This window comes from Pseudomonas sp. HY2-MNA-CIBAN-0224, assembly GCF_040310285.1.
Taxonomy (GTDB): Bacteria; Pseudomonadota; Gammaproteobacteria; order Pseudomonadales; family Pseudomonadaceae; genus Aquipseudomonas; species Aquipseudomonas helleri.
In genome coordinates this window covers 26144-48568 of sequence record NZ_JBEOPQ010000044.1, presented here as the reverse complement: position 1 = coordinate 48568, position 22425 = coordinate 26144, and the positions used below count along the sequence as shown (strand labels likewise).

The following is a 22425-nucleotide window of genomic DNA, read 5'->3' as shown; positions in this document are numbered from 1 at the left end:
GCCTAAGCCCTGTGGGATACAGGACTCAGGCTGCGCAGGGCGCTAGTTAATCTGTCCAACTTTTGGGGGGCAGTTCACAAAGCACTCTTAAATTATCAATCTCGCCCCTCGTCCCCTCCTGATAGCAAAGGCCGTATAGCGGCGGATTTCTACTGAGATGGCGATGACTAAATCACGCAGCAAAAAAGCCCTGTTTATCGGTATTCCTCTGGCGCTGGCCGTGGCCATCGGCGGCGGTTTTTTGGTCTGGGACACGTTTTACAAAGGCAATGCCGGCTACCCGCTGAGCATCGTCAAACAGGCCGATGAACTGCAAAACCGCCTGCTGTCATTCGACAGCCATATCACCGTGCCGCTGGAGTTCGGCAGCGCAGGCAATGAAGCCGACAAAGACGGCCCCGGCCAGTTCGACCTGGTCAAGGCGGCCAAAGGCCGGTTGTCGGGCGCCGCGCTAACGATCTTCGGCTGGCCAGAAATCTGGAACGGCCCGAACGCCCCGCACCGTCCAACCGCAGGCTTTGTCGACGCCGCGCGTAATGATCAAGAGGTGCGCTACACCATCATCAGCGCCATGGTGCGCGACTTTCCCGAGCAAGTGGCCATTGCCTACACCCCGGATGATTTTCGGCGACTGCACGGCGAAGGCAAATTTGCGATTTTTATCAGCATGCTCAACGCCTACCCATTGGGTAATGACCTGAATCAGTTGGACAAATGGGCCGCGCGCGGCATGCGCATGTTCGGCTTCAGCTATGTCGGCAACAACGACTGGGCCGACTCTTCACGCCCGCTGCCTTTTTTCAATGACACCCCCGACGCCCTCAACGGTCTGTCAGACACCGGCAAGCAGGCCGTCAAGCGCTTGAACGATCTGGGCGTGATCATCGACGTTTCGCAAATGTCGAGCAAAGCGCTGGAGCAAGTCAGCCAGCTCAGCCGCACCCCGCTGGTGGCGTCGCACTCTGCACCAAGGGCGCTGGTCGACATCCCGCGCAACCTCAGCGACAAGGACATGCAACGGATCAAAGACACCGGCGGCGTGGTGCAAATTGTCGGTTTCGGCACTTACTTGCGCCCGCTGAGCCAGGCCAGCCAGGACAAGCTCAATACCCTGCGCAGCCAGTTTGATTTGCCGCCCTTGCACAACCTCGAAATGGCCCTGATGCCCGGTGACGCGATCATTACCGTGTGGCCAGAACAACGTTTCGGCCAATACGCCAGCGGGCTGTACGACATCGTCGAACATGAGCCCAAAGCCACCTTGAAAGACTACGGCGATGCCATTGACTACGCGGTGAAAAAAATCGGCATCGACCATGTCGGTATCAGCTCTGACTTCAACGATGGCGGCGGCCTGGAAGGCTGGAAAGACGTCAGCGAGACCCGCAACGTCACCGCCGAGCTGCTCCAGCGCGGCTATTCAGAAGCCGACATCGCCAAGCTTTGGGGCGGTAATTTTCTGCGGGTCTGGGACACCGTGCAAAAAGCCGCCAACCCTATCTCCCAGTGAAGTGTTTAACCATGCCCACGCTAAAACCGCTGTATTGCCTGTTGTTCGCCAGTGCCCTGCCCGCCCAGGCCCACGCCGCTCCGGCTGCCGAACCGGGCACGGTCTTTCAAGACTGCAAAAACTGCCCGCAAATGGTGGTGCTGCCGGCGGGCAGTTTCGTCATGGGCACCCCCGACGATGAAGTCGGCCGCGAGCCCGATGAAGGCCCGATGCACACCGTGACCTTCAGCAAGCCGGTGGCGATCAGTCGCTTTCAAGTCACGGCAGGCGAATTTGATGCGTACATCAAGGAAACCGGGGTCAAGATTGCCGACGGCGACGACCGCCCCGGGCGCAAATGCACGGCAAGCAAACCCAGCTACCCGCAAGGGCCACGTCAGCCTGCGGTGTGCATGGACTTTGAAGACGTGAAGCATTACGTCAGCTGGCTGGCGAAAAAGACTGGCAAGCCATACCGCATGGTCAGCGAGGCCACCCGCGAATACGCCGCCAGGGCCGGATCGACCGGGCCTTTCCCGTTCCCGATGGATGAAGGCAAGCCCTACAGCATCGCCAAGCACGCCAATACCTACGGCCCGGCGGATGGCTACAGCTACAGTTCGCCGGTCGGCAGCTACCCGGCCAACGCCTTTGGTGTGTACGACATGCACGGCAACGTGTACGAATGGCTCGCAGACTGCAAACACAACGACTACGTAGGCGCACCCACCGATGGCAGCGCCTGGGTGACTGAGTGCGCAGGTGAACTGATGCAGATCCGCGGCAATGACTGGGGCGAAGCCCCGGTGTTCTCACGCTCGGGCAATCGTAACGACATCTACCCGCAAACCCGTGGCGACTGGATCGGCTTCAGGGTTGAACGCGATCTTTAAAGCCCATAACCGTATTGTAGGAGCGGGCTTGCTCGCGATACGGGCGGCTCAGTTTGTCTGTCGTCCCCGGTGATGCTATCGCGAGCAAGCCCGCTCCCACAGGTTCATTCTCAACCTGTTACAGCGGCTAAATCCCCACCCCAATCACTCGTTCACAAGAGACTGCCCTTCCCTTGAGCCAAGGAACTCTTGTTTATGAGCCAGCCTGCCACGCCCCGGACATCACCCGGGGTTCTTCGAGAACTGTTTATTCTGCTCAAGCCTTTTCGTTTGATCGTCAGCCTGTCGATCGTGTTGGGCATGATCGGCGGGTTAAGCGTGACGGTGCTGCTGGCGACCATCAACAGTGCCCTGCACGCCGACAGCGGGCTTACCCAACAGGTGGTCGCGCTGTTTGCCGGGCTCTGCGTGCTGGCGCTGATCAGCAGTATTTGTTCAGACATCGGCAGCAATTATGTCGGCCAGCACATCATCGCCACCCTGCGCCGAGAACTCGGCGAAAAGGTGCTTTCGGCACCCATCTCGCACATTGAACGTTACCGCAGCCACCGGCTGATTCCGGTACTGACCCATGACGTCGACACCATCAGCGACTTCGCCTTTGCCTTCGCCCCACTGGCGATTTCGCTGACCGTAACCTTGGGCTGCATGGGTTATCTGGCCATGCTGTCGTGGCCGATGTTTGTGATGATGCTCGTAGCAATCGCCATCGGCACGGTGATCCAGTACATCGCCCGCGGCTACGGCCTCAACGGGTTTGCCGAAGCCCGTGAAGCCGAAGACGAGTTGCAAAAGCATTACAACGCGATTGCCGAAGGCGCCAAGGAACTGCGTATCCACCGCCCCCGTCGGCAACGAATGTTTGTCTCCGGCATTCAGCGCACGGCGCAAAAAATCTGTGACATTCAGGTGCGCTCGATCAACACCTTCGTCATCGCCAAAAGCCTCGGTTCGATGCTGTTTTTCGTAGTTATCGGCCTGGCGCTGGCCATGCAGTCGTTTTGGCCCAGCGGCAACCCAGAGGTCATCAGCGGTTTTGTCCTGGTGTTGCTGTACATGAAAGGCCCGCTGGAACATTTGATCAGCACCCTGCCGATCATCAGTCGTGCGCAAATCGCCTTCCGGCGCATTGCCGACTTGTCCGAACAGTTCAACTCGCCCGAGCCGCACCTGCTGCTCAACGCACAGGACGCCCCTGACAAGACCCTCAACAGCCTGCAACTGCTGGACGTGAGCTACAGCTTCCCGCCCGTGGACGGCAGCGCCCCGTTCCGCCTCGGCCCGGTGAACCTGACGATCAAGCAAGGCGACATTGTATTTATCGTCGGCGAAAACGGCTGCGGCAAAACCACCCTGATCAAGTTGCTGCTGGGCCTGTATGCACCGCAACAGGGTGAGATCCGCCTAAATGGCCAGCCCGTGTCAGCTGAAACCCGCGATGACTATCGGCAGTTGTTCACCACTATTTTTGCCGACTACTACCTGTTCGATGACGTGGTGCAAGGCGACATGCACATCCCCCAGGACGCCGAGCAGTACCTCAAACGCCTGGAAATTGCGCACAAGGTCAGCATCACCGACGGCCGGTTCAGCACCACCGACCTCTCGACCGGGCAACGCAAGCGCCTGGCCCTGGTCAACGCCTGGCTGGAAGAGCGCCCGGTGCTGGTGTTTGACGAATGGGCGGCCGACCAGGACCCGACCTTCAGGCGGATTTTCTACACCGAACTGCTACCGGACCTTAAGCGCCTGGGCAAAACCATCATCGTGATCTCCCACGACGACCGTTATTTCGACGTTGCCGATCAATTGGTGCGCATGGACAGCGGCAAGGTCAGCACGGCGCTGGACGTGGTGTAAGTCCCCGTTCGGACCGTTTTGGGGGATCGACTTATTTATTTTCAGGAACTTTTATCCGGTTTTTCAATCGTGCTGCGTCTAATAACTATTCCCATTAACAAGAAAGAATTTTTCTACGGAGCCTAGGCACGACATGCAACGACCAACCTTGAGCCGGACACCTCTCGCGATCGCTACCCAGCGTCAGACTGTGCGCCGCACCCTGTTGTCCAGCGCCTTTGTGGCATCGGTTTTACTAGGCTCTTCACTGGTGCAGGCCGCCCCGGTCGCGGTGAACATTCCGGCACAATCGCTGGCTAGCGCACTGAACGAGTTCGGCAAGCAGGCCAATCTGCAAGTGCTGTACAGCCCGGATCAAGTGCAAGGGATCAAATCGCATTCTGTGTCGGGTTCGCTTGAGCCTATCCAGGCACTGGAAACCCTGCTGCAAGGCAGCGGGATTTCCTATCAGCTCAATGGCAATACAGTGATTATCAACACCCACCAGGGCAAAGGCCTGGAGTTAGGCGCCACGACCATTACCGGCAAGGGCCTGGGCAACACGCTGATCACTGAAGACTCCGGCTCTTACACCACGGGCGCTACGGCAAGTTCGACCAAGTTGCCGTTGTCGATCCGTGAAACCCCGCAAACCGTGACCGTGATCACTCGCCAGTTGATGAACGACCAGGCCGCGCAAAGCATCGGTGATGTGCTGCGCAATGCACCGGGTATTTCGACCCAGGCTTACGACAGTGACCGCATGGAATACTCGGCACGTGGCTACGCCATCACCAACTTCCAGTACGACGGCGTCAACAGCCTTTACGACGGTGTGTTCGATGAGGGCGCGACCAAGGTCGACATGGCCTTGTACGATCGCGTCGATATCACCAAAGGGGCGACGGGGCTGTTGTCCGGCTCGGGCGAACCTTCGGCCACAGTCAACCTGATCCGTAAAAAACCGACCCGCGAATTCAAGGCATCGGTCAGCGGCAGCGTCGGCTCATGGGATGACTACCGCACCGAAGGCGATATTTCCGGCCCGTTGAATGAAGACGGCAGCGTGCGCGGCCGCGTGGTGGCGGTGTACCAGGACGCGGACTCTTACCGCGACCATTACTCCAAAAAGAATGACGTGTTCTACGGCATCATCGAAGCCGATCTGACCCCCGACACGCTGTTCACCTTCGGCATGGACTATCAAAAAATCAAGCCGCGCGGGTCGTCCTGGACCGGTAACCCGTACTACTTCTCGGACTACAGCAAGACCGACTTCAGCCGCTCGTTCAACCCGGCCACGGACTGGAGCCGTCGTGATGTCGTCGCGCAAACCACCTTCGCCTCCCTTGAACACACCTTTGCCAACGACTGGAAAGTCAAAGGCACGCTGAACCAGCAAACCAACGACCACGACACCCAACTGGGCTCGGCCAGTGGCGGCACCCCGGACCCGGTGACTGGTGAGGGCATGTTCTTTTACTGGGGCAAGTGGGAAGGCCATCGCGTACAAACCACTGCCGATATCAATGCGACAGGCCCTTTCACCCTGTTCGGCCGCGAACATGAACTGGTTGTCGGCGCCACATCACAATCGTCACGCCAAACCGGCGCGACCTTTGATGGCAGCGCGTTCGGTGAGGTACCGGGCAGTATCTTTGACTGGAAGGGCCATTACCCGAAACCGGACTTCCCAAAAAACGGCAAGTACGAGAAAAACACCAATCAGAACAGTGCCTATATCGCTGCCCGCTTCAAGCCGGCGGACGATTTGTCGGTCATTTTGGGTAGCCGCCTGAGCGACTTCCAATACAACGACACCTACAAGTATTACGTGCAGTCGTCTGCATTCAGCGACAACAAAACCACCTCCAAGCAGCACGGTAAAGTCACGCCTTATGCAGGTGTGGTGTATGACCTGAACGACACCTACTCAACCTATGCCAGCTACACCTCAATCTACAAGCCGGTGACCGAGCACAGTCAGTCCAACACCACCCTGCCGCCCACCGAAGGCAACAGCTACGAAATCGGTTTGAAGGGTGAGTACTTTGATGGCCGCCTGAACGCGACCGTGGCGGTGTTCCGCACCGAGCAGAAAAAACTGCCGATTTACGCCGGCACAGACGCGGATACCGGTCGCGACTACTACGAGTCGGTTGACGGAGCAAAAACCAAAGGCATCGAGTTTGAACTGGCCGGTGAGTTGATGCCGGACTGGAACATCATGGCGGGCTACACCTACGCCCAGACCAAAACCGATGACGGCAAGCGCCTGTATGGCTACCCGCTGGAAACCACCAAGCCTGAAAACGTGGCACGGGTGTTCACCACCTATCGCCTGCCAGGCGCGTTGAACAAAGTCACCGTGGGCGGTGGCGTGAACTGGCAGAGCCCGTTCTACGGCCGGATCTGGAACGACCCGAAAGGCGACTACGACATCATCGAGCAGAACAGCTACGCGCTGGTTAACCTGATGACCCGCTACGACTACAACGAGCACCTGTCGTTCAACCTCAACGCCAACAACGTATTCGACAAAAAGTACCTGTCGGGCCTGGGTAACTTCAGCACCGTTTACTACGGCGAGCCACGCAGCCTGTCGCTGACCACCAAATACACCTTCTAACCCCGCAAAAATACTTAGGAGCGAGCTTGCTCGCGATCTTTTGATGGTTTAAAAGATCGCGAGGCAAGCTCGCTCCTACAGTGCCCATGTGTTTTTCGCACATTGCCCTTACACTGAGCACCCCTTGCTCACAGGCACGATCATGGACCTCGACCTGGCCCGTACCTTCCTCGAAATCGTCCGCTGCGGCAGCCTCGCGGCAGCCGCCGAAAAACTGCACATCACCCAGACCGCCGTAACCGCCCGCGTGCAAAAGCTCGAAAGTCTGCTCGGCGCCGGATTGTTTGTGCGTAACCGCGCCGGTGCCAAGCTGACCCCGGACGGCGAAGCCTTTGTGGTTTATGCCAATCAACTGATGCAAACCTGGGAGGCCGCCCGCCGTGATGTACCGCGCCCCGAAGGCTTGCACAAAATGCTGCACATCGGCGGCGAAGTCAGCCTGTGTAACCCGCTGATTCTGAGCTGGGCGAAAACCTTGCGAGAACACCTCACCCAGCACGCCTTGCGGATTCAGATTCGCGACGGTGAGTTTCTGTTGCGCCAGATCGAAATGGGCCTGCTGGATGCCGCGCTGGTGTATCAGCCTGAGTATTGGCCGGGGATGCAGGTTGAGCAGTTGCTTGAAGAGAAGCTGATTCAGATTCGCCGCCCTGCCCTGCCCGAGCCTTATGTATACGTGGACTGGGGTGAAGACTTCCGCCGTCAGCATGACGCCGCTCTGCCTGACAAAGCCCGGGCGCCGATCAGTTTTAATCTGGGGCCGGTGGCCTTGCATTTCATTCTGGAAAACGGCGGCAGCGGCTACTTTCGCACCCGGGTGGTCAAAAGTTACCTGGACAGCGGCGCCCTGGAGCGCGTGCCCAAAGCCCCTGAATTCAGCTACCCGACCTATCTGGTGTACTCACGCGAACGCGATAGCCCGGCGTTGCAACATGCCATCGAACTGCTGCGCGAACTGGTCAAGGAGGACGGCGACTGGTCGCAGCGCTGGGGCCCGGAGATTTAACCCTCGGCGGTGCGACAACCGGGCGTCTTGTGAAGATGAAAGCTTTCAGCTTTTGAGCCAATCTCTTAATCTGCGAGCGCTGAATAACAAGAACCCCACAGGTGGCACATGACCAATCTCACGCGTACCAACGAAAGCTGGCTGACTTCTGCCTCCCATCAACAGTGGCTGCACGACCAGGGGCAAGCGCTGGTGGATTTCGCCAAGGCAGCGCGCGTGCCGCTGGGGTTTGCCAGCCTCGACCGCTTCGGTCAGCGCCCGGACGATGCGCAGGTGGATACCGTAACCACCGCACGAATGGTTCACAGCTTTTCCCTGGCGCATATTCAGGGCCTGCCGGGCTGCGGGCCGTTGATTGATCATGGCCTCTCGGCCCTGGCCGGCGCGCTGCAAGATGCCAATCACGGCGGCTGGTTTGCGACCCCCAACGGCGAGGATGGCAACCGCCGCAAGTACGCCTACCTGCATGCGTTTGTCGCCCTGGCCGCCAGCTCTGCGGTGGTCGCCGGACGTCTGGGCGCTGCTGAATTGCTCGCAGAAGCCGTGGGTGTACTGGAGCGTCATTTCTGGTGCGAAGAGCAAGGCGCCTTGCAGGAAAGCTTTGCAGAAGACTGGAGTGACTGCGAGCCGTACCGTGGGGCCAACAGCAACATGCATGGCACCGAAACCTTTCTGGCACTGGCCGATGTGCTCGACGAAGACCTCTGGCTCGACCGCGCCTTGAGCATCGCTGATCGGGTGATTCATCAACACGCCGCGCAGTCCGGCTACTTGCCCATTGAGCATTTCGACGCACAATGGCAAGCGCTGCCCGACTACAACATCGATAACCCGGCTGACCCTTTCCGCCCTTTTGGCAAGACACCGGGCCATGCGTTTGAATGGGCGCGCCTGTTGCTGCACCTTGAAGCCGCACGCAAGCAGCGTGGCCTGGAAAACCCTGAATGGTTGCTGGACGATGCCCGCCATCTGTTCGCCAGCGCTTGCCGCTATGGCTGGCAGGTGGACGGTGAACCGGGGATTGTTTACACGCTGGACTGGAACCATCAACCGCAGGTGCGTGAGCGCCTGCACTGGACCCTCGCCGAAGCCGCCGCAGCGGCCACGGCCCTGATCCAACGCACCGGCGAGCCTGAATATGACGTGTGGTATCAGCGTTTCTGGGACTACATCGACCTGCACCTGATCGACCGTAAGAACGGCAGTTGGCACCACGAACTGGGCCCGGACAACCTGCCATCGGCCACTATCTGGCCCGGCAAGGGTGATTTGTACCACGCTTACCAGGCCACGTTGTTGCCGCGCTTGCCACTGGCGATCAGCTTGGCCAGCGCCCTCAAGCTACGTCGTTGAGGACGGGCGTGCATCACCAATCGTATTTGACTTCCAGGGCTGCCGTACGCTGTTGGCCGTAGTAGCAGCCAAAGCTGTAGTTACACGACGACACGTACTCGCGGTCAAACAGGTTTTGCACGTTGAGGCTGGTGCTGACGCCTCTGAAGCTTGGGTCCAGCGCCGCCAGGTCATAGCTCAGGGTGGCGTCGACCACCACAAATGACGGGGTTTTGAAGCTGTTGGCCGAGTCGCCATAACCTGAGCCGCTGTAGCGCGCACCGCCGCCCAACGTCACGCCCCGCAACAGGTTTGCCGTGAAGTGATAGTCAGCCCACACGCTGGCCGCCCAGGGCGCCTGGGCTTCGCTGCGGTGGCCTTTGTCACTGTAGTTGGATTTGCTGTAAAACGCATCGATGTACGACAGCGAGGCAACCAGATCGACAGCGTTGACGCTGCTCTTGGCTTCCAGCTCGATGCCGCGCGAGCTTATTTCACCGTTCTGAACCTGATACTCCTGGTATTCCAGGTCGCCGGTCAGTACGTTTTGCTGCTTTATGTCGAACACCGACGCCGTGAGCAACGTGGCGTCGTTGGGCTGGTATTTGACCCCCACTTCGTATTGCTTGCCGGTGATCGGTACAAACGACTTGCCGCCACGCTGCGGCGCGGTAGTGCCCACCGACGGCAGGAACGATTCGGTGTAGCTGATATACGGCGCCAGGCCGAACGAGGTCAGGTAGGTCAGCCCCACGCGACCGGTGAATTTGTTGTCGCTTTGCGGCTCCCGGGTATGGGCCAGCAGATCGTTGTTTTCAACTTTGGCCCAGTCCTGGCGGCCACCCAGGGTCAGGATGAAGTTGTCGACCTTGATCTGATCCTGAACATACAACCCCGTTTGCTTGACCACGTTGTCCCACTTGGTGGTCAGGGTTGGCACGCTCGTGGTGCGGTAATTACTCGGGTTGTACAGGTCAATAACTTCGCTGCCGTACAGGTTGTAGCCCTGGTATTTACGGGTGAAGTGGCGGTAATCGAGGCCCACCAGCAAGGTGTGCTGCAACGGGCCGGTGGCGAAGTCGCTTTGCAGGTGGTTGTCAAAGGTGTACGAGTTGTTCTGCTGACGCCAATCGAGCTTGGTGCGGCTGGCGTGGGTATCAGACACTCCGTCCACGGTGACAAAACGGTTCAGGTAAAAGCCCTTGTAGCGATCATTGACGTCGATATAGCTGAGGCTCTGGCGATAGGTCATAGCCTCGTTGAAGGCGTGGGAAAACTGATACCCGACCACGTACTGATCGCGCTTGTAATCGTTCCACTTCGAATCGCCGAGGAACGCATCGCGATGAATTTTATTGCCCTGCGAGTTGCGATACAGGCTGCCCACGGCTGGCAGGGCCTGATAATCGGCCAGGCCGTCATCACGCTGCAGTTGCGCGTAGACCGTCAGGTCAGTGCTGTCATTGGGCGTCCAGCGCACACTGGGAGCCAGCAGCTTGCGCGAATCCTTGGTGTGATCCACTTGCTCGCCGCCGGTATTGCCAACACCGATCAGGCGATAGCTGAGGGTTTTCGCATCGTCCAGCGGACCTGTGGCATCGAACGCCAAGTTGTACCGGTCAAAACTGCCGGTACCGACTTTAATCTGCTGTTTGGCCTCGGTACTCGGGCGCTTGGACACCAGGTTGATCAAGCCGCCTGGCTGGTTTTGCCCGTACAGCACCGATGAAGGCCCCTTGAGCACTTCGATGCGTTCCAGAGTGTACGGGTCGATTTGCGGCGCGCCGCCCAGGCTGCCGGCTGACGGCAAGTAGGCACCGTCTAGGTAAAGCAGGGTCGGCGCAAAGCCACGGCTGGTGATTTCGTCCGCGATGGTGTTGCGGTCGGTGAAGCCATTGGTGCTCAGGCCCGGCGTGTACCGCAGTGCCTGGGTCAGGTCGCGAGCACCCTGGATCGCCACTTGGTCAGCGGTGACCACGTTGATGGTTTGTGGGATCTCCAGAATCGGCGTGTCGGTTTTGGTTGCGGTGATTGATCGGGTCGCGACAAAACCGTCCACCGGACCACGACCATCTTCGGCCTGATGCGCCGAAACCGTAGTCGCGCCAAGGTTCAAGGCGCCCGTCTCCACCAACGGATAAACACTCAGCGCGCCATTTTCGGTGACATTCAACCCCAGCCCCGTGCCCGCCAGAGCTCGCTCTGCTGCCTGTTGCGGGGTATACCTGCCATGCACCGGTGCCGAAGTCTTGCCTTGCAGCAAGTTTGCCGGGATAGACAGGGTCAGGTTGTTGTCGCGGGCAATCCGGCTCAAGGTCACGCCTAAGGGCGCCGCTGGGAGATCATAAGCCTGGAAGGCATTTTGCTCATTGGCCAGCGACTGCGCCACCGCACTCAGCGGGTGCCCGGCAATGCTCAGGGTGATGGTCAATGCCAGCAGGCACGGTCTTAGAGGGGCGTACGACATGTGGGGTCCTTTCTCGTTGTAGTGAAGGCAGTTGTAACCTTGACTAACGAGCAGAACGTTCCCCTCACGCCATTTGAAAATAATTCGTATTTATTGGTTTTTTTAGCGACGCACGTCAATCACCGTCAACCACGGCCCATAGCGCGTGACTTTGAGCGGCAGGGTTTGCGCCAGTGCACTCAAGGTATGCGCGGTATTGTCCAGCGGGAATACCCCAAAAACCCGCAACCGCGCGGCGTCCGGGCTGATGCGCAACAAGCCGGTCTGGTAAGGGCGCATGGCATCGACCAAGGCTGACAGCGGCTCATCGTGCAGCTCGACCCGGCCTTCCAGCCAATCGGCCTGACTGCGTGAGGTCGGGGTTTGCGGGTCGATCTGGTTGGCAGTGAACGACACCGCCTCGCCGGTTTCGATTTTCCGTTGCAGCCCACCCAAGGTGTCGAGTTGCACGCTGTGCTGCTGCACGCTGGCCAGGCTTTCGTCGATGCCTTGGCGAACCATAAAGCGCGTACCCAGGGCTCTGACCTGGCCTTGGTCGGTCGCCACCACAAACGGGCGTTTGGCATCGGCGGCAACATCTACCTGCAATTCGCCTTCTCGCAGCCGCACACGGCGCTGGCCGGCACTGAACTCGATATCGACCGCACTGCGGGCATTCAACGTGAGGCGGCTGCCATCGGCCAGCTCGATGGTTTTGCGTTCGCCGGTGCCAGTGTGTTGATCGGCCATCAAGCCTGCCAATGGCACCACGCGATCTACCACCCCGGCGGCGCCCAGCCCGAGTAACAACAGCAGCACACCGCCTTGCAGGGCTTTTTTGCGCACCGGCGAAGGCGTATCAAGCAAGGCCTTGCGTGCCGCCTGCAACTGACCGGGGCTTCGCCGATCAACCGATTGCAAGTCGGCCAATGGATTTTTCAGCAGCCCGGCGACCCGTTGCCAGGCGGCCTTGTGCTCCGGGTTTTCGGCCAGCCAGGCTTTGAACACCTGGCGCTCGGATGAACAGGCGTGGCCTGACTCAAGGCGCAGAACCCAGTCAATGGCATCACGGGTGATGGGGTCGAGTTTGGTTTTGCTCATGAGCATTACGCCGTGTGTGACAAGCAATGAACAAAGGCACGGCGTAGATCACGTTCTACCGTCGCCAGCGAGACGCCCAATTGATCCGCGATGGCCTGCTGCGGCATGCCCTCCAGGCGGTTCAGCAAAAAGGCCCGTTTAACTCGACGCGGCAGGCCTTCGAGGACCCGATCAATGGCCTCAATGGCTTCGCGCACCAGGACAATGTCTTCGGCTGAAGGGGCGTAGCCTTCTGGCAGTTCAGCCAGTTGCTCAAGGTACGACTGCTCCAGCTTGCGTCGCCGCCAGAGCGTGCACAGCAGGCGCCGGGCCACGGTGCTGAGGTAGGCGCGGGGTTCTTTGATACGGTCCAGTTGCTGCGCGTCGAAGGCGCGCAAAAAAGTGTCTTGGGTCAGATCCGCGGCATCTTGCGGGCAACGCACCTGACGCGACAGCCAGCCGCGCAGCCAGGCATGGTTGTCATGATAGAGGCTCGCCAGCAGGGCTTTAGGATCTAGAGGTGCAGACACGATAGATAACCAGACTTAAATAGCAATAAGTCGCATTATCGGCAGATTGAACGCAATTGCAATCCGCTTGTTTAGAACAAATCGTGCGCCCCGCAATCTTTTGATCGTTTAAAAGATCGCGGGGCAGGCTCGCTGCTACAGTCGTTTAACGCCCGCCGCCCAGGTCCAAGAAGGTGCCGGTGGTGTAGGAGGCTTTGTCCGAGAGCAGCCAGATGATGGCTTCAGCGACTTCTTCCGGGCGCCCGCCTCGGCCCATCGGGATGAGGGGTTCGAGTTTGCTCACCCGCCCCGGGTCGCCACTGAGCGCGTGGAAGTCGGTGAAGATGTAACCCGGCCGCACGGCGTTGACCCGGATCCCCTCGCCGGCCAGTTCTTTGGACAGGCCCAGGGTGAAGGTGTCGAGCGCACCCTTGGAGGCGGCGTAGTCGACGTACTCGCTGGGCGAGCCCAGTCGCGCGGCCACCGATGACACATTGACAATGTTGCCGCCCTGGCCGCCGTAGCGCGGTGACATGCGCAGCACCGCGTGCTTGGCGCACAAAATCGGGCCCAATACGTTGGTTTTAAGGGTATGCATGATGCGCACTTGCGACATTTCGTCGACCCGGGACTTTTGCCCCACGGTGCCGGCATTGTTGACCAGCGCCGTGACCGGGCCCAGTTCCAGGTCAACCCGCGAGAACAGGCTGATGACTTCATCTTCGTCGCTGACGTCTGCCCGAACGGCAATGGCTTGTGCCCCCAGCGCACGCACCTCGTCCAGCACTTGATGCGCCGCGGTGTCGTCAGACTGGTAGTTGATACAAATCCGGTAACCCTGTTGTGCCGCCAGCACGGCAGTGGCTGCGCCAATGCCGCGACTACCACCGGTGATCACGATGACTCTATCCATAAATACGCGCTCCCCATTCAACCAGTGGACATGAGCACAAGAGTAACCGCGATGCACCGGTTTTGTCAGGCCGAAGCCGGGTTGCCAGCGACGGGCTGTTCAGCGCGGTGAATATCCACCATAAATTGCTCGGCTGGCAGGGGCTGACCCAGCAAAAAACCTTGCAGGGAATCACAGCCCAAGGTGGTCAGGAAGCTTTGCTGGGTGTCGGTCTCAACACCTTCAGCAACGATCCGCAAGCCCAGCGCCTGACCCAACGCCACAATGGCCGAGACAATCGCCGCATCATCGCTGTCATGTTCCAGGTCGCGCACGAAACCACGGTCGATTTTCAGCTCGTTGGCAGGCAGGCGCTTGAGGTACATCAAGCTGGAATAGCCCGTACCAAAATCATCAATGGACAGGTCAACGCCCATGTGCGAAAGCTTTTGCAGCACCGTCATGCTCGCATCAGCGTCACTCATGGCGGTGGTTTCGGTGATCTCCAGGGTCAGGCTGTTGGCTGGCAATTGGTTGCGTTCCAGCGCCGAGACCACGCTGTCGACCAGCCCGGAGTAGCAAAACTGCAAGGCCGACAAATTGACCGCGATGCGCCAGTGGCTGTAGCCCTGGTCAAACCAGATGCGCATTTGCCGGCATGCCTCGTTGAGCACCCACTCGCCAATCGGGATGATCAAGCCGGTTTTTTCGGCCAGCTCGATAAAGTCGTCCGGTTGCAGCAAACCCTGTTGCGGATGCTCCCAGCGCAGCAAAGCTTCAGCCCCGACCGGCTTGCCGTTGCTGGCATCAAACTTGGGCTGGTAGTGCAGACGGAACTGGTTATGTTCCAGCGCCTGGCGCAGGTCCTGCAACAGTTGCAGTTGTTTGCGCGCGTTGGTGTTCATCGACACGTCAAAGAAGCTGTAGCCGTTTTTACCGCCACCTTTGGCGTGGTACATCGCGGCGTCAGCGTTCATCAGCAGTTCTTCGGCGCTCTGGCCATTGCCGGGGTACAGCGCAATACCGATGCTCGCTGAGATCTGCAAGTCATGCTCATCCACCCGAAAGCTCTTGGCCAACAGGCTGACTTGGCGAGTGGCCACTTGCGGTGCGTCGTCGGGCCCGGTCAAACGCACCAGCAACACAAATTCATCGCCGCCAATGCGCGCCAGGGTGTCCTGGCTGCGCAACTGCTCGCGCAAGCGCAAGGCCACTTCACGTAGCAAGCGGTCGCCCACGTGATGGCCAAAAGCATCGTTGACCGGCTTGAAGCCGTCCAGGTCGATAAACATCAGTGAGAAGCAGCCGCCCTGCTCCGCGACCTTGGCCATGGCCTGGCTGATCCGGTCAGCCAGCAGGATGCGGTTCGGCAGGCCGGTCAGGGTGTCATGCAGGGCCAGTTGGGTGAGTTCTTCGTTGGCCAGGGTCAGTGAGTCCGCCAGCGCCGCCGTGCGCGCGTCCAGGCGGGCATCGAAGATCGAGGTCAGCAGCGCTATTACCAGCACCGCGAGGCTGGATACCAGCACCAGGTTGTCCAGACCTTTGCCGCTCAGACCATCAACCAGCGCGCCGCAAAAACTGCCCACCGGGAAATTCGCCGCCGCCATGCCGGTGTAGTGCATGCCGACAATCGCCAGGCCCATGACCACCGACGCACCGCCGCGAATCAAACGCACATAAGGGGTTTGCTTGCGCAGGCGAAACGCGATGGACAGCGCAGCCGCCGAGGCGCCGACCGCAATCACCAGCGACAGGCCAAACAGCGTCGGGTCGTAGTCAATGCCCGGCTGCATCTTCAAGGCCGCCATGCCGCTGTAGTGCATGGCGCTGATCCCGGCACCCATAATCAAGGCGCCCAACAGTAATTGCAGTGCTGGCAGGCTGGGCTGGCTGACCAGCCACAAGGCAAACCCGCAAGACAAAATCGCCACCAGCAAAGACCACAGGGTGAGGCCAAGGTCGTAACCCAGCTCCAGCGGCAATTCCAGGGCGAGCATGCCGATGAAGTGCATCGACCAAACCCCGAAACCCATGGCCAGCGCCCCGCCCCCCATCCACAAATAGGCCGTTCGCCCACGCGCGGTAGCGATTCGCCCTGTCAGGTCAAGTGCGGTATACGAGGCCAGAATGGCCACGCATAAGGAAATAAACACCAGGGCGGGAGAGTACGTTGCAGCAACCATGAGCTTTCTCTTGAACGATCCGGACCAGCATCCATGCCCAGTGAAAAATGCGCGATTGTACTGTTTCTTGAAACGAACGCACGCAAATGCTAACCCGCTTCACGCATGACCTTGTCGATATAGCGCACGACTGCCGCGGACTTTTCAAATCGGCGATAGATCAACGACAACCAGGAGGTCGCGTCGCACCCTTCAATAGTCCGGTACAGCACATTCGGCAAGCTGATATGCCCCACCACCGAGGCCGGCACCACCGCCACGCCCCGGTTCAAGGACACCAGGGCGATGACAGCCACCAGCCCGCCGGGCTGCGCACCCAGTTTAGGGGCATAGCCACCTTGGGCCGCCACGTGCAATGTGCCGCTGATTTGCTCGGGCAAGATGAAGGTCTCGTGCTGCAAATGCTCGGCGCTGATGTGCTTGAGGCGAGTGAGCCACGCGTCGGCGGCTATCGCCAAGACAAACCCTTCGCTGTTCAGACGAATGGCTTCCAGCTCAGGGGGCAGCGCCATCGGTGAGCGCACATAGCCCAAGTCAAAACGCCCCTCGGCCACCATCGTCGGCAAACTGGCCATCGGCGCTTCGCGCACGCTCAAGCTGACTTCAGCAGACTCACGGGCGTAAGCCTGCACCTGGCGCTGCAACACGCCGGAATACACCGCAGAAGCCACATAACCCAATTCGATATGCCCGGTTTCGCCGCGCCCGGCACGTTGCGCATGGCGCTGCGCCAGTTCGAACTGGCGTACGGTGGCGTCGGCTTCGGGCAGCAACGCCTGTCCCGCCTCGGTCAAGCTGACCTGACGCTGCTCGCGCACAAACAGGCGCACCCCCAAGGCGTTTTCAAGGTCCTGGATTTGTCGGCTCAGGGTCGGCGGTGCAATGCCCAGCACTTCGGCAGCGCGGGTGAAATTGCAGTGCTGTGCAACGGCCATAAAGTAGCGAAAGTGGCGTATTTCCATAGCAGCATTAGCTCAAAGGTAATGAAGTCCGGGCAGCCAGCTAACACAACCGAGCCGGTGCAGCGATACCCTGTTGACACCGCCATACGAAAGAGACTCGCACATGTCCGTCAACTTGATTACTCACAAAGTAACGCTCTTGGTTGGCACAGGGCAACGCCCATGAAAACAGTGAGCCCACGCCTGACCCTGCTGACTGCCAGCGGGGTGTGTTCATTGATCGTGCTCGACACCAATATCGTCGCGGTCACCCTGCCCACCATCGCCCGTGATCTGGGCGCCAACTTTGTCGACATCGAATGGGTGGTCAGCGCGTATATGCTGGCGTTTGCCGCCTTGCTGCTGCCGGCCGGGAGCATTGCCGACCGCATTGGCCGCAAAACTACCCTGATCTGGGGCCTGTGTATTTTCATCCTCGCGTCACTGGCTTGCGGGGCAGCGCCCAATAGCCTGCTGCTGGAAATCGCCCGGGCTGTCAAAGGCGTTGGTGCGGCGCTGCTGCTGACCTCGGCGCTGGCCTCCATCGGGCATGCCTTCCATGATGAAGTTGAACGGGCCAAGGCCTGGGCGTTTTGGGGCGCGTGCATGGGGGTGGCCATGACCGCAGCGCCAACCTTGGGCGGGCTGATCACCGAGTACCTGGGCTGGCGCTGGATTTTCTACCTCAACCTGCCGGTCGGCCTGCTGCTGATGGCGCTGGTGCGCCACGCTATCAGTGAATCACGTGACCCGCAGTCCGCACGCCTCGACCCTTGGGGCAGCCTGGCCTTCAGCGCCAGCTTGCTGTGCCTGATCTGGGGCCTGATCGAAGCCAACCGGATTGGCTGGGATAACCCGCTGACCTATGCCCGCCTGTGCGGCGGCGCCTTGCTGCTGGCGCTGTTTGTGTGGATCGAGTCGGTGCAACAACGGCCGATGATCGACCTGCAACTGTTTCGTCATCCGCGGTTTATCGGCGCATTGCTGGGCATGTTTGCCTATGCCGGGTGTGCTCAGGTGATGATGACCTTGCTGCCGTTTTACCTGCAAAACGGTCTGGGCCTCACGGCCATTCTCTCGGGGTTGGGCATGCTGCCGTTTGCCCTGACCATGTTGATCTGCCCACGAATTGGCGCGCGCATGGCGTCACGCTTCACTCCGGCGAGCATGATGGCCCTGGGGCTGACCCTGGTGGGCTGTGGCAACTTGCTCAGCGCCTGGGCCGTGGGTTATGGCGGCTACCTGAGTTTCGCCCTGGCCACCGCCGTGACTGGCGCGGGTGCCGGGCTGCTGAACGGCGACACGCAAAAAAACATCATGGCCTGCGTCCCGCGAGACCGGGTGGGCATGGCGTCCGGCATGAGCACCACCATGCGCTTTAGCGCCATCGTGTTGGCAATCGGCGTGTACGGCGCCTTGCTGGGCGGGCACACCGAGCAAAACCTGCAAGCCAGTCTTGCACAGGTGGCGGGACCCTGGCTGGAGCAAAGCCACTTTATAGCTTCACGGGTGGTCGCCGGCGACATGTCAGGGGCGCTCAGCCAGTTGCCGCTGGCGGCACAAGCGCAGATTCAACCACTGGCGACCCAGGCGTTTGTAGCGGGCTTTAGTACCCTGCTGTGGGTGGCCGGGTTGCTTGCGCTGTTGGGCGCACTGCTGGTGGGTACACTGATGCGTAAACCGATACCACGGTTTGTCGTTGCCACCTGAAAAGGCTTCGCCCCGCTCACGGTGATGCTGGCGTACCTTCCTGCAAGCGCTGCAGTTCGCGGCGAACCATGCTGGCGTATTCGGCGGGGCTCAAACTGTATAGTTGCCCCGCCACCCAGCCCAGCCAGGCTCCTTTGAGGTCCGTGCGCCGGGCAAATAGCTCGGCAGCCTTGGACTGGGCCTGCTCAAGGTGCTGCTGATGAAACTCGCTGCGCGTAAGCGTCACTCTTTGCTGGCCTTGAAGGTCAGCTCACCCTTGCGCCATTTGGCCGCCTTGGTGGTGACCGCCTTCAAGGTTTTGCTCAGGCCAGCTTCGAGTTGCTCGGTGGCCGCAAACACCAGCATCACGTTTTGGCCTTCTTTGAAAACAATGCCTTCGCCCAACGGCGAGCTGACGTAGGCATAGTCACCAATGCCATACACCGTCATTTTGATTTCACGAAACTTGATGTCCAGCTTGCCGCCTTCACGGCTCGGCATGACGGCGGCACTGAAATGATCGCCAACCTTGAGTTTCAGGCCGGGTTTGTCGTCTACCACCAACGCTGTTTCGGTATCGATTTCAGCGATGTAAATACCTTCTGCTGTTTGTTCGGTGACGTATACAAAGCGCGACTGGAACAACTTGACCAACCGGGCCCGCAAGTCACCCAACACAAATAAAGCGTGCATCTCCAAATTGCTGACTGCCAACGAAAAGCCCTCAATAACAAAAAAAATTAATCTGCCTGCTAAAAGGCAGGCAGCAAAAAAGACCTCACCCACCCACTTAAAAACCGAGTACGGGAAATTCAATTGACCGCTGGGGTCAGGGATGGCCTGTGATGTAAAAGTAATGGATTCCCGCCTGGGTTGCCCTGACAAAAAGGCGCCAGAACTTGAAGGAAATTAACCAGGGCATGTGCTCGCGCACATCGGTTTGTACTCAGTTGGGCGGCTATTCTACCGACTCAGGCACAGGAATGGGTATACACATCCTGTTCCCGATTTTGCCAACGGCTTATTTTCTGCCTGATTGGCCCCATATTCAACAGGGCTTTCGTCGCACCGATGCGTTAACTGCGCCACAACCCGCCAACTGCTGCCATACTGGCGCGAAAAATTGGCCTGGCCCATGCCGCCAGGTTGTCTGCACTCCATTACTTGCAAGGAATCATGACACGTGACGGAATTTGATATTGGCGAGTATTTCATCCGTGGTGACGTCAAAGATGTCGACGGAGAGTTTCAGGCAGTGATCGTGATGCGCCCAAAACCACCGTTGACCAAAGTCAGTTACTACCAGGTTGAAAAGGACCGTTGGTTCAAGACCGCCGAGCTGGCAAAAATAGCCGGCATGGAATCGGCGCGGCAATTAAAAGAAGCCGTCGACGCAGGCGCCCTCAACGCTTAAACGCACTTTAAACAACACGTTTCATGTTTCTATTCTAGGCTTGGCCTCGAACTCTTTGCTCTCGCAGGCCTCAAAGCAGAGCACCCACTCAAGGAAATGAACATGGACGATACCCCTGTCACCCTGCAAGCATTGTTTGAACAACTGGGTCTGGACGCTGATCAAGCGTCGATCGACACGTTTTTCCTCAAAACCCCGACACTGGCTGAAGACGTCAAGCTGGCCGATGCGCCTTTCTGGACCGCGGCTCAAGCGCAGTTCCTAAAAGAAAAAATCGCCGCTGACGATCACTGGGCCATTGTTATCGACGAACTGAACGAGCGCCTGCATCAAGCACGCTGAGCGTGCTCTAGCCGTGTGCCAAGGTTGGCGCCCAGTTGCGCCAACCACGCCGTACGACATTCTTCTGCTTCGACCCGGCTTGAGAAGGCCGTCCCCCGCTGTTCACCATTCACCAGCACTACCCAGCAAGCCTTCTGGCCCAAAGCGCGCAAGCTTTTGGGAACACCGCTACCAATCATCACGGCTACATCGACCTGGTTGGTCATAAGGGTCACTCCGCTAATTAGTTAGTCTCCTAACGATGCCGGCTATGTTAGTGCTTCCGTGACAGCGGAAAAAGCTATGTACCGAATAGAAGCATTGCATGACCTGTAACAATCCCGCTGTACGCTTACCCGAATACAGGGGCCTTTTGCTCATAAATCAAGCGCCCGCCTTCCTGCGGTCGATTGAAAAAAGCCTGATCGATAATCCCTTCACCCGAACCCACCGAGGCATTCCAATTGGCCGACTGGTGGACGTAGCGCTGACGTAAAACCCGCTCCTGCTCATCGCTCAGATCGATAGCGCCGAGACGCACTTGCGCCTGAAGGCTTGCTTCAATGGGCAGCAGTTCGTCAGGTAGTGCGCAAGCAGCCTCAGTCAATAGCTTAAGCGGCACGCCCTTCTCGCACGCCAGGCTGTGCATGATGCGCAGGTACACCCGCGCCAAATCACCGAATACTCGGCGTTGCATAAACACTGCGGCCAGTACTTGTTGTATGGGGTCTTCGCGGCTGCCTTGGCGGCGTGAATCACTGCGCACTTGCAACAAGCCGTCCGGGTCAGCAGGGTCCAACACGTCCCGGGCCTGCCACTGCGTCAGTTCTGCACTCGCGCGCTGCCAAGCGTGGGTCAGGTTGATCGGTGTGGACGGGCTCACCAGATTGGTTTGCCAGCGCGTCAGGAATACCTGCTCGGACATCAACGCCGGATACCCGCCCCCGACATCGGCATGCGCGCCGGGGACGGCGATTTCCATGGGCCACTGCCCAGCGATGCTGTTCAGCGCAAAATTGCGCCGCTGCTCATCACGCGCAGCCAACTGCACAACATACTTCGCGCAGTCTGGGCTCAAGTACAGGTTAAGGCCGGGGTTGATGTCGTCACTGATATCGCCGCCGTCTGCCAGCCCACCCATGGCGGCGACAGTATCGAACAAGCCGATAAAGGCGATCTCGCACTCAAAATCTGCGGCCAGGCTGAACTGCGACTTGAAGGATCCGCTGATGACGAGGTTGGCAAAGTGCCGGGCGGCGGCCGCGCCACGACTGAATCCAAAAATATCCAGCTGTAACCGGCTCAAAGAAGCCGCTGGCGCGGTCTGGATGAAATGCGTCAGGCACTCTTGCAGTTGCGCGTAAGCCTGTTCTGCCTTGCCCACTACGCCGCTGCTGCCACGGCCATAGGTCTGGGCCGGAAAACGCGTATCCGCCGAGCCTGTGGTAGTCCCTATACCGCTTATATAGAGAGACGTCACCGCGTGGCCGTCGGCATCGAAGGTTTGTTGCGCCGGGTAATGCTGGTACAGCGCGGCAATATTGGTCGTTGCGTTGGCGTAGCTGCTGTCGCTCTCGCCCCTCAGCCCTTGCGCCCGTCGCGCCTCACCTATAGCACTGTTGTACTGGTTATTGGCGGTGCCATCAAAGAACACACCCACCCGCAACACGCGTTTTGTGTTGCTTGAATCACCCATGAGTTTCACCCTCGATCAAATCGGCCACGCGTAAAAATGCCGCGCAACTATAAGGTGCTTCACCGG

At 59.1% G+C, this 22425-nt stretch carries 19 protein-coding genes; 9 read left to right on the top strand and 10 right to left on the bottom strand.

Annotated features, from left to right (window positions below; translation table 11 throughout):
- Positions 1-163: 163 nt before the first annotated feature.
- The 6 genes from pvdM to AAEZ03_RS18345 all read left to right on the top strand — a co-directional run bounded on the left by pvdM (position 164) and on the right by AAEZ03_RS18345 (position 9209).
- A complete protein-coding gene (pvdM, locus tag AAEZ03_RS18370; protein WP_123748701.1) occupies positions 164-1510 on the top strand; it encodes a pyoverdine-tailoring dipeptidase-like protein PvdM in 1347 nt (448 codons plus the stop codon).
- Between the two features lie 11 nt (positions 1511-1521).
- Entirely contained in the window at positions 1522-2382 is an 861-nt protein-coding gene (gene pvdO / locus AAEZ03_RS18365) for a dihydropyoverdine dehydrogenase (RefSeq protein ID WP_350580514.1), read from the top strand.
- 195 nt (positions 2383-2577) lie between these two features.
- Entirely contained in the window at positions 2578-4242 is a 1665-nt protein-coding gene (locus AAEZ03_RS18360; protein WP_350580511.1) for a cyclic peptide export ABC transporter, read from the top strand.
- A gap of 133 nt (positions 4243-4375) precedes the next feature.
- Complete coding sequence (locus AAEZ03_RS18355) at positions 4376-6850, top strand: TonB-dependent siderophore receptor (protein ID WP_350580508.1); 2475 nt, start codon at positions 4376-4378, stop codon at positions 6848-6850.
- A gap of 142 nt (positions 6851-6992) precedes the next feature.
- Positions 6993-7856, top strand: coding sequence for a LysR family transcriptional regulator (locus tag AAEZ03_RS18350; protein WP_153334791.1), 864 nt, complete (start codon positions 6993-6995; stop codon positions 7854-7856).
- A 108-nt stretch (positions 7857-7964) separates the two neighbouring features.
- Positions 7965-9209, top strand: a complete 1245-nt coding sequence (locus AAEZ03_RS18345; RefSeq protein ID WP_350580505.1) for a D-mannose isomerase — start codon at positions 7965-7967, stop codon at positions 9207-9209.
- 13 nt (positions 9210-9222) lie between these two features.
- On the opposite strand, the gene AAEZ03_RS18340 is transcribed toward AAEZ03_RS18345, so the two are convergent.
- The 6 genes from AAEZ03_RS18340 to AAEZ03_RS18315 all read right to left on the bottom strand — a co-directional run bounded on the left by AAEZ03_RS18340 (position 9223) and on the right by AAEZ03_RS18315 (position 17260).
- On the bottom strand, positions 9223-11655 hold the full coding sequence (locus tag AAEZ03_RS18340; RefSeq protein WP_350580502.1) for a TonB-dependent siderophore receptor: 2433 nt from the start codon (positions 11653-11655) through the stop codon (positions 9223-9225).
- A gap of 102 nt (positions 11656-11757) precedes the next feature.
- A complete protein-coding gene (locus AAEZ03_RS18335) occupies positions 11758-12735 on the bottom strand; it encodes a FecR family protein (RefSeq protein ID WP_123748694.1) in 978 nt (325 codons plus the stop codon).
- Positions 12736-12740: 5 nt separating this feature from the next.
- Complete coding sequence (locus AAEZ03_RS18330) at positions 12741-13244, bottom strand: sigma-70 family RNA polymerase sigma factor (protein ID WP_350580498.1); 504 nt, start codon at positions 13242-13244, stop codon at positions 12741-12743.
- A 145-nt stretch (positions 13245-13389) separates the two neighbouring features.
- Entirely contained in the window at positions 13390-14136 is a 747-nt protein-coding gene (locus tag AAEZ03_RS18325; RefSeq protein ID WP_123748692.1) for an SDR family oxidoreductase, read from the bottom strand.
- A 65-nt stretch (positions 14137-14201) separates the two neighbouring features.
- A complete protein-coding gene (locus AAEZ03_RS18320; RefSeq protein WP_123748691.1) occupies positions 14202-16298 on the bottom strand; it encodes a putative bifunctional diguanylate cyclase/phosphodiesterase in 2097 nt (698 codons plus the stop codon).
- 89 nt (positions 16299-16387) lie between these two features.
- Complete coding sequence (locus AAEZ03_RS18315) at positions 16388-17260, bottom strand: LysR family transcriptional regulator (protein ID WP_350580494.1); 873 nt, start codon at positions 17258-17260, stop codon at positions 16388-16390.
- A 162-nt stretch (positions 17261-17422) separates the two neighbouring features.
- Between AAEZ03_RS18315 and AAEZ03_RS18310 the strand changes: the two genes are divergently transcribed.
- Positions 17423-18949 carry an MFS transporter gene (locus AAEZ03_RS18310; RefSeq protein ID WP_350580491.1) on the top strand — a complete coding sequence of 509 codons (1527 nt, stop codon included), beginning with the start codon at positions 17423-17425 and terminating at the stop codon, positions 18947-18949.
- Positions 18950-18965: 16 nt separating this feature from the next.
- Here the strand turns inward: AAEZ03_RS18310 and AAEZ03_RS18305 are convergent, their stop codons facing one another.
- Positions 18966-19175, bottom strand: coding sequence for a hypothetical protein (locus AAEZ03_RS18305; RefSeq protein ID WP_048388415.1), 210 nt, complete (start codon positions 19173-19175; stop codon positions 18966-18968).
- Positions 19172-19642 (bottom strand): hypothetical protein, encoded by a 471-nt coding sequence (locus AAEZ03_RS18300; protein ID WP_350580489.1) that lies wholly within the window; start codon positions 19640-19642, stop codon positions 19172-19174. The genes AAEZ03_RS18305 and AAEZ03_RS18300 overlap by 4 nt, the downstream gene beginning before the upstream one ends.
- Positions 19643-20111: 469 nt before the next feature.
- Here AAEZ03_RS18300 and AAEZ03_RS18295 point away from each other — a divergent pair, with 469 nt between their 5' ends.
- Both AAEZ03_RS18295 and AAEZ03_RS18290 read left to right on the top strand, forming a co-directional pair.
- Complete coding sequence (locus AAEZ03_RS18295; protein WP_048368991.1) at positions 20112-20342, top strand: hypothetical protein; 231 nt, start codon at positions 20112-20114, stop codon at positions 20340-20342.
- 102 nt (positions 20343-20444) lie between these two features.
- A complete protein-coding gene (locus AAEZ03_RS18290; protein WP_153334784.1) occupies positions 20445-20684 on the top strand; it encodes a DUF2789 family protein in 240 nt (79 codons plus the stop codon).
- Here the strand turns inward: AAEZ03_RS18290 and AAEZ03_RS18285 are convergent.
- On the bottom strand, positions 20672-20890 hold the full coding sequence (locus AAEZ03_RS18285; RefSeq protein WP_153327403.1) for a hypothetical protein: 219 nt from the start codon (positions 20888-20890) through the stop codon (positions 20672-20674). The genes AAEZ03_RS18290 and AAEZ03_RS18285 overlap by 13 nt on opposite strands.
- Before the next feature lie 125 nt (positions 20891-21015).
- Complete coding sequence (locus AAEZ03_RS18280) at positions 21016-22359, bottom strand: phospholipase effector Tle1 domain-containing protein (RefSeq protein WP_350580485.1); 1344 nt, start codon at positions 22357-22359, stop codon at positions 21016-21018.
- Positions 22360-22425: the final 66 nt, after the last annotated feature.

Coding starts and splice junctions, on each gene's coding strand:
- AAEZ03_RS18280 (WP_350580485.1), bottom strand. CDS start 22,359: ATGGGTGATTCAAGCAACACAAAACGCGTGTTGCGGGTGGGTGTGTTC.
- AAEZ03_RS18350 (WP_153334791.1), top strand. CDS start 6,993: ATGGACCTCGACCTGGCCCGTACCTTCCTCGAAATCGTCCGCTGCGGC.
- AAEZ03_RS18345 (WP_350580505.1), top strand. CDS start 7,965: ATGACCAATCTCACGCGTACCAACGAAAGCTGGCTGACTTCTGCCTCC.
- AAEZ03_RS18320 (WP_123748691.1), bottom strand. CDS start 16,298: ATGGTTGCTGCAACGTACTCTCCCGCCCTGGTGTTTATTTCCTTATGC.
- AAEZ03_RS18340 (WP_350580502.1), bottom strand. CDS start 11,655: ATGTCGTACGCCCCTCTAAGACCGTGCCTGCTGGCATTGACCATCACC.
- AAEZ03_RS18290 (WP_153334784.1), top strand. CDS start 20,445: ATGGACGATACCCCTGTCACCCTGCAAGCATTGTTTGAACAACTGGGT.
- AAEZ03_RS18355 (WP_350580508.1), top strand. CDS start 4,376: ATGCAACGACCAACCTTGAGCCGGACACCTCTCGCGATCGCTACCCAG.
- AAEZ03_RS18325 (WP_123748692.1), bottom strand. CDS start 14,136: ATGGATAGAGTCATCGTGATCACCGGTGGTAGTCGCGGCATTGGCGCA.
- AAEZ03_RS18335 (WP_123748694.1), bottom strand. CDS start 12,735: ATGAGCAAAACCAAACTCGACCCCATCACCCGTGATGCCATTGACTGG.
- AAEZ03_RS18310 (WP_350580491.1), top strand. CDS start 17,423: ATGAAAACAGTGAGCCCACGCCTGACCCTGCTGACTGCCAGCGGGGTG.
- pvdO (WP_350580514.1), top strand. CDS start 1,522: ATGCCCACGCTAAAACCGCTGTATTGCCTGTTGTTCGCCAGTGCCCTG.
- AAEZ03_RS18285 (WP_153327403.1), bottom strand. CDS start 20,890: ATGACCAACCAGGTCGATGTAGCCGTGATGATTGGTAGCGGTGTTCCC.
- AAEZ03_RS18360 (WP_350580511.1), top strand. CDS start 2,578: ATGAGCCAGCCTGCCACGCCCCGGACATCACCCGGGGTTCTTCGAGAA.
- AAEZ03_RS18315 (WP_350580494.1), bottom strand. CDS start 17,260: ATGGAAATACGCCACTTTCGCTACTTTATGGCCGTTGCACAGCACTGC.
- pvdM (WP_123748701.1), top strand. CDS start 164: ATGACTAAATCACGCAGCAAAAAAGCCCTGTTTATCGGTATTCCTCTG.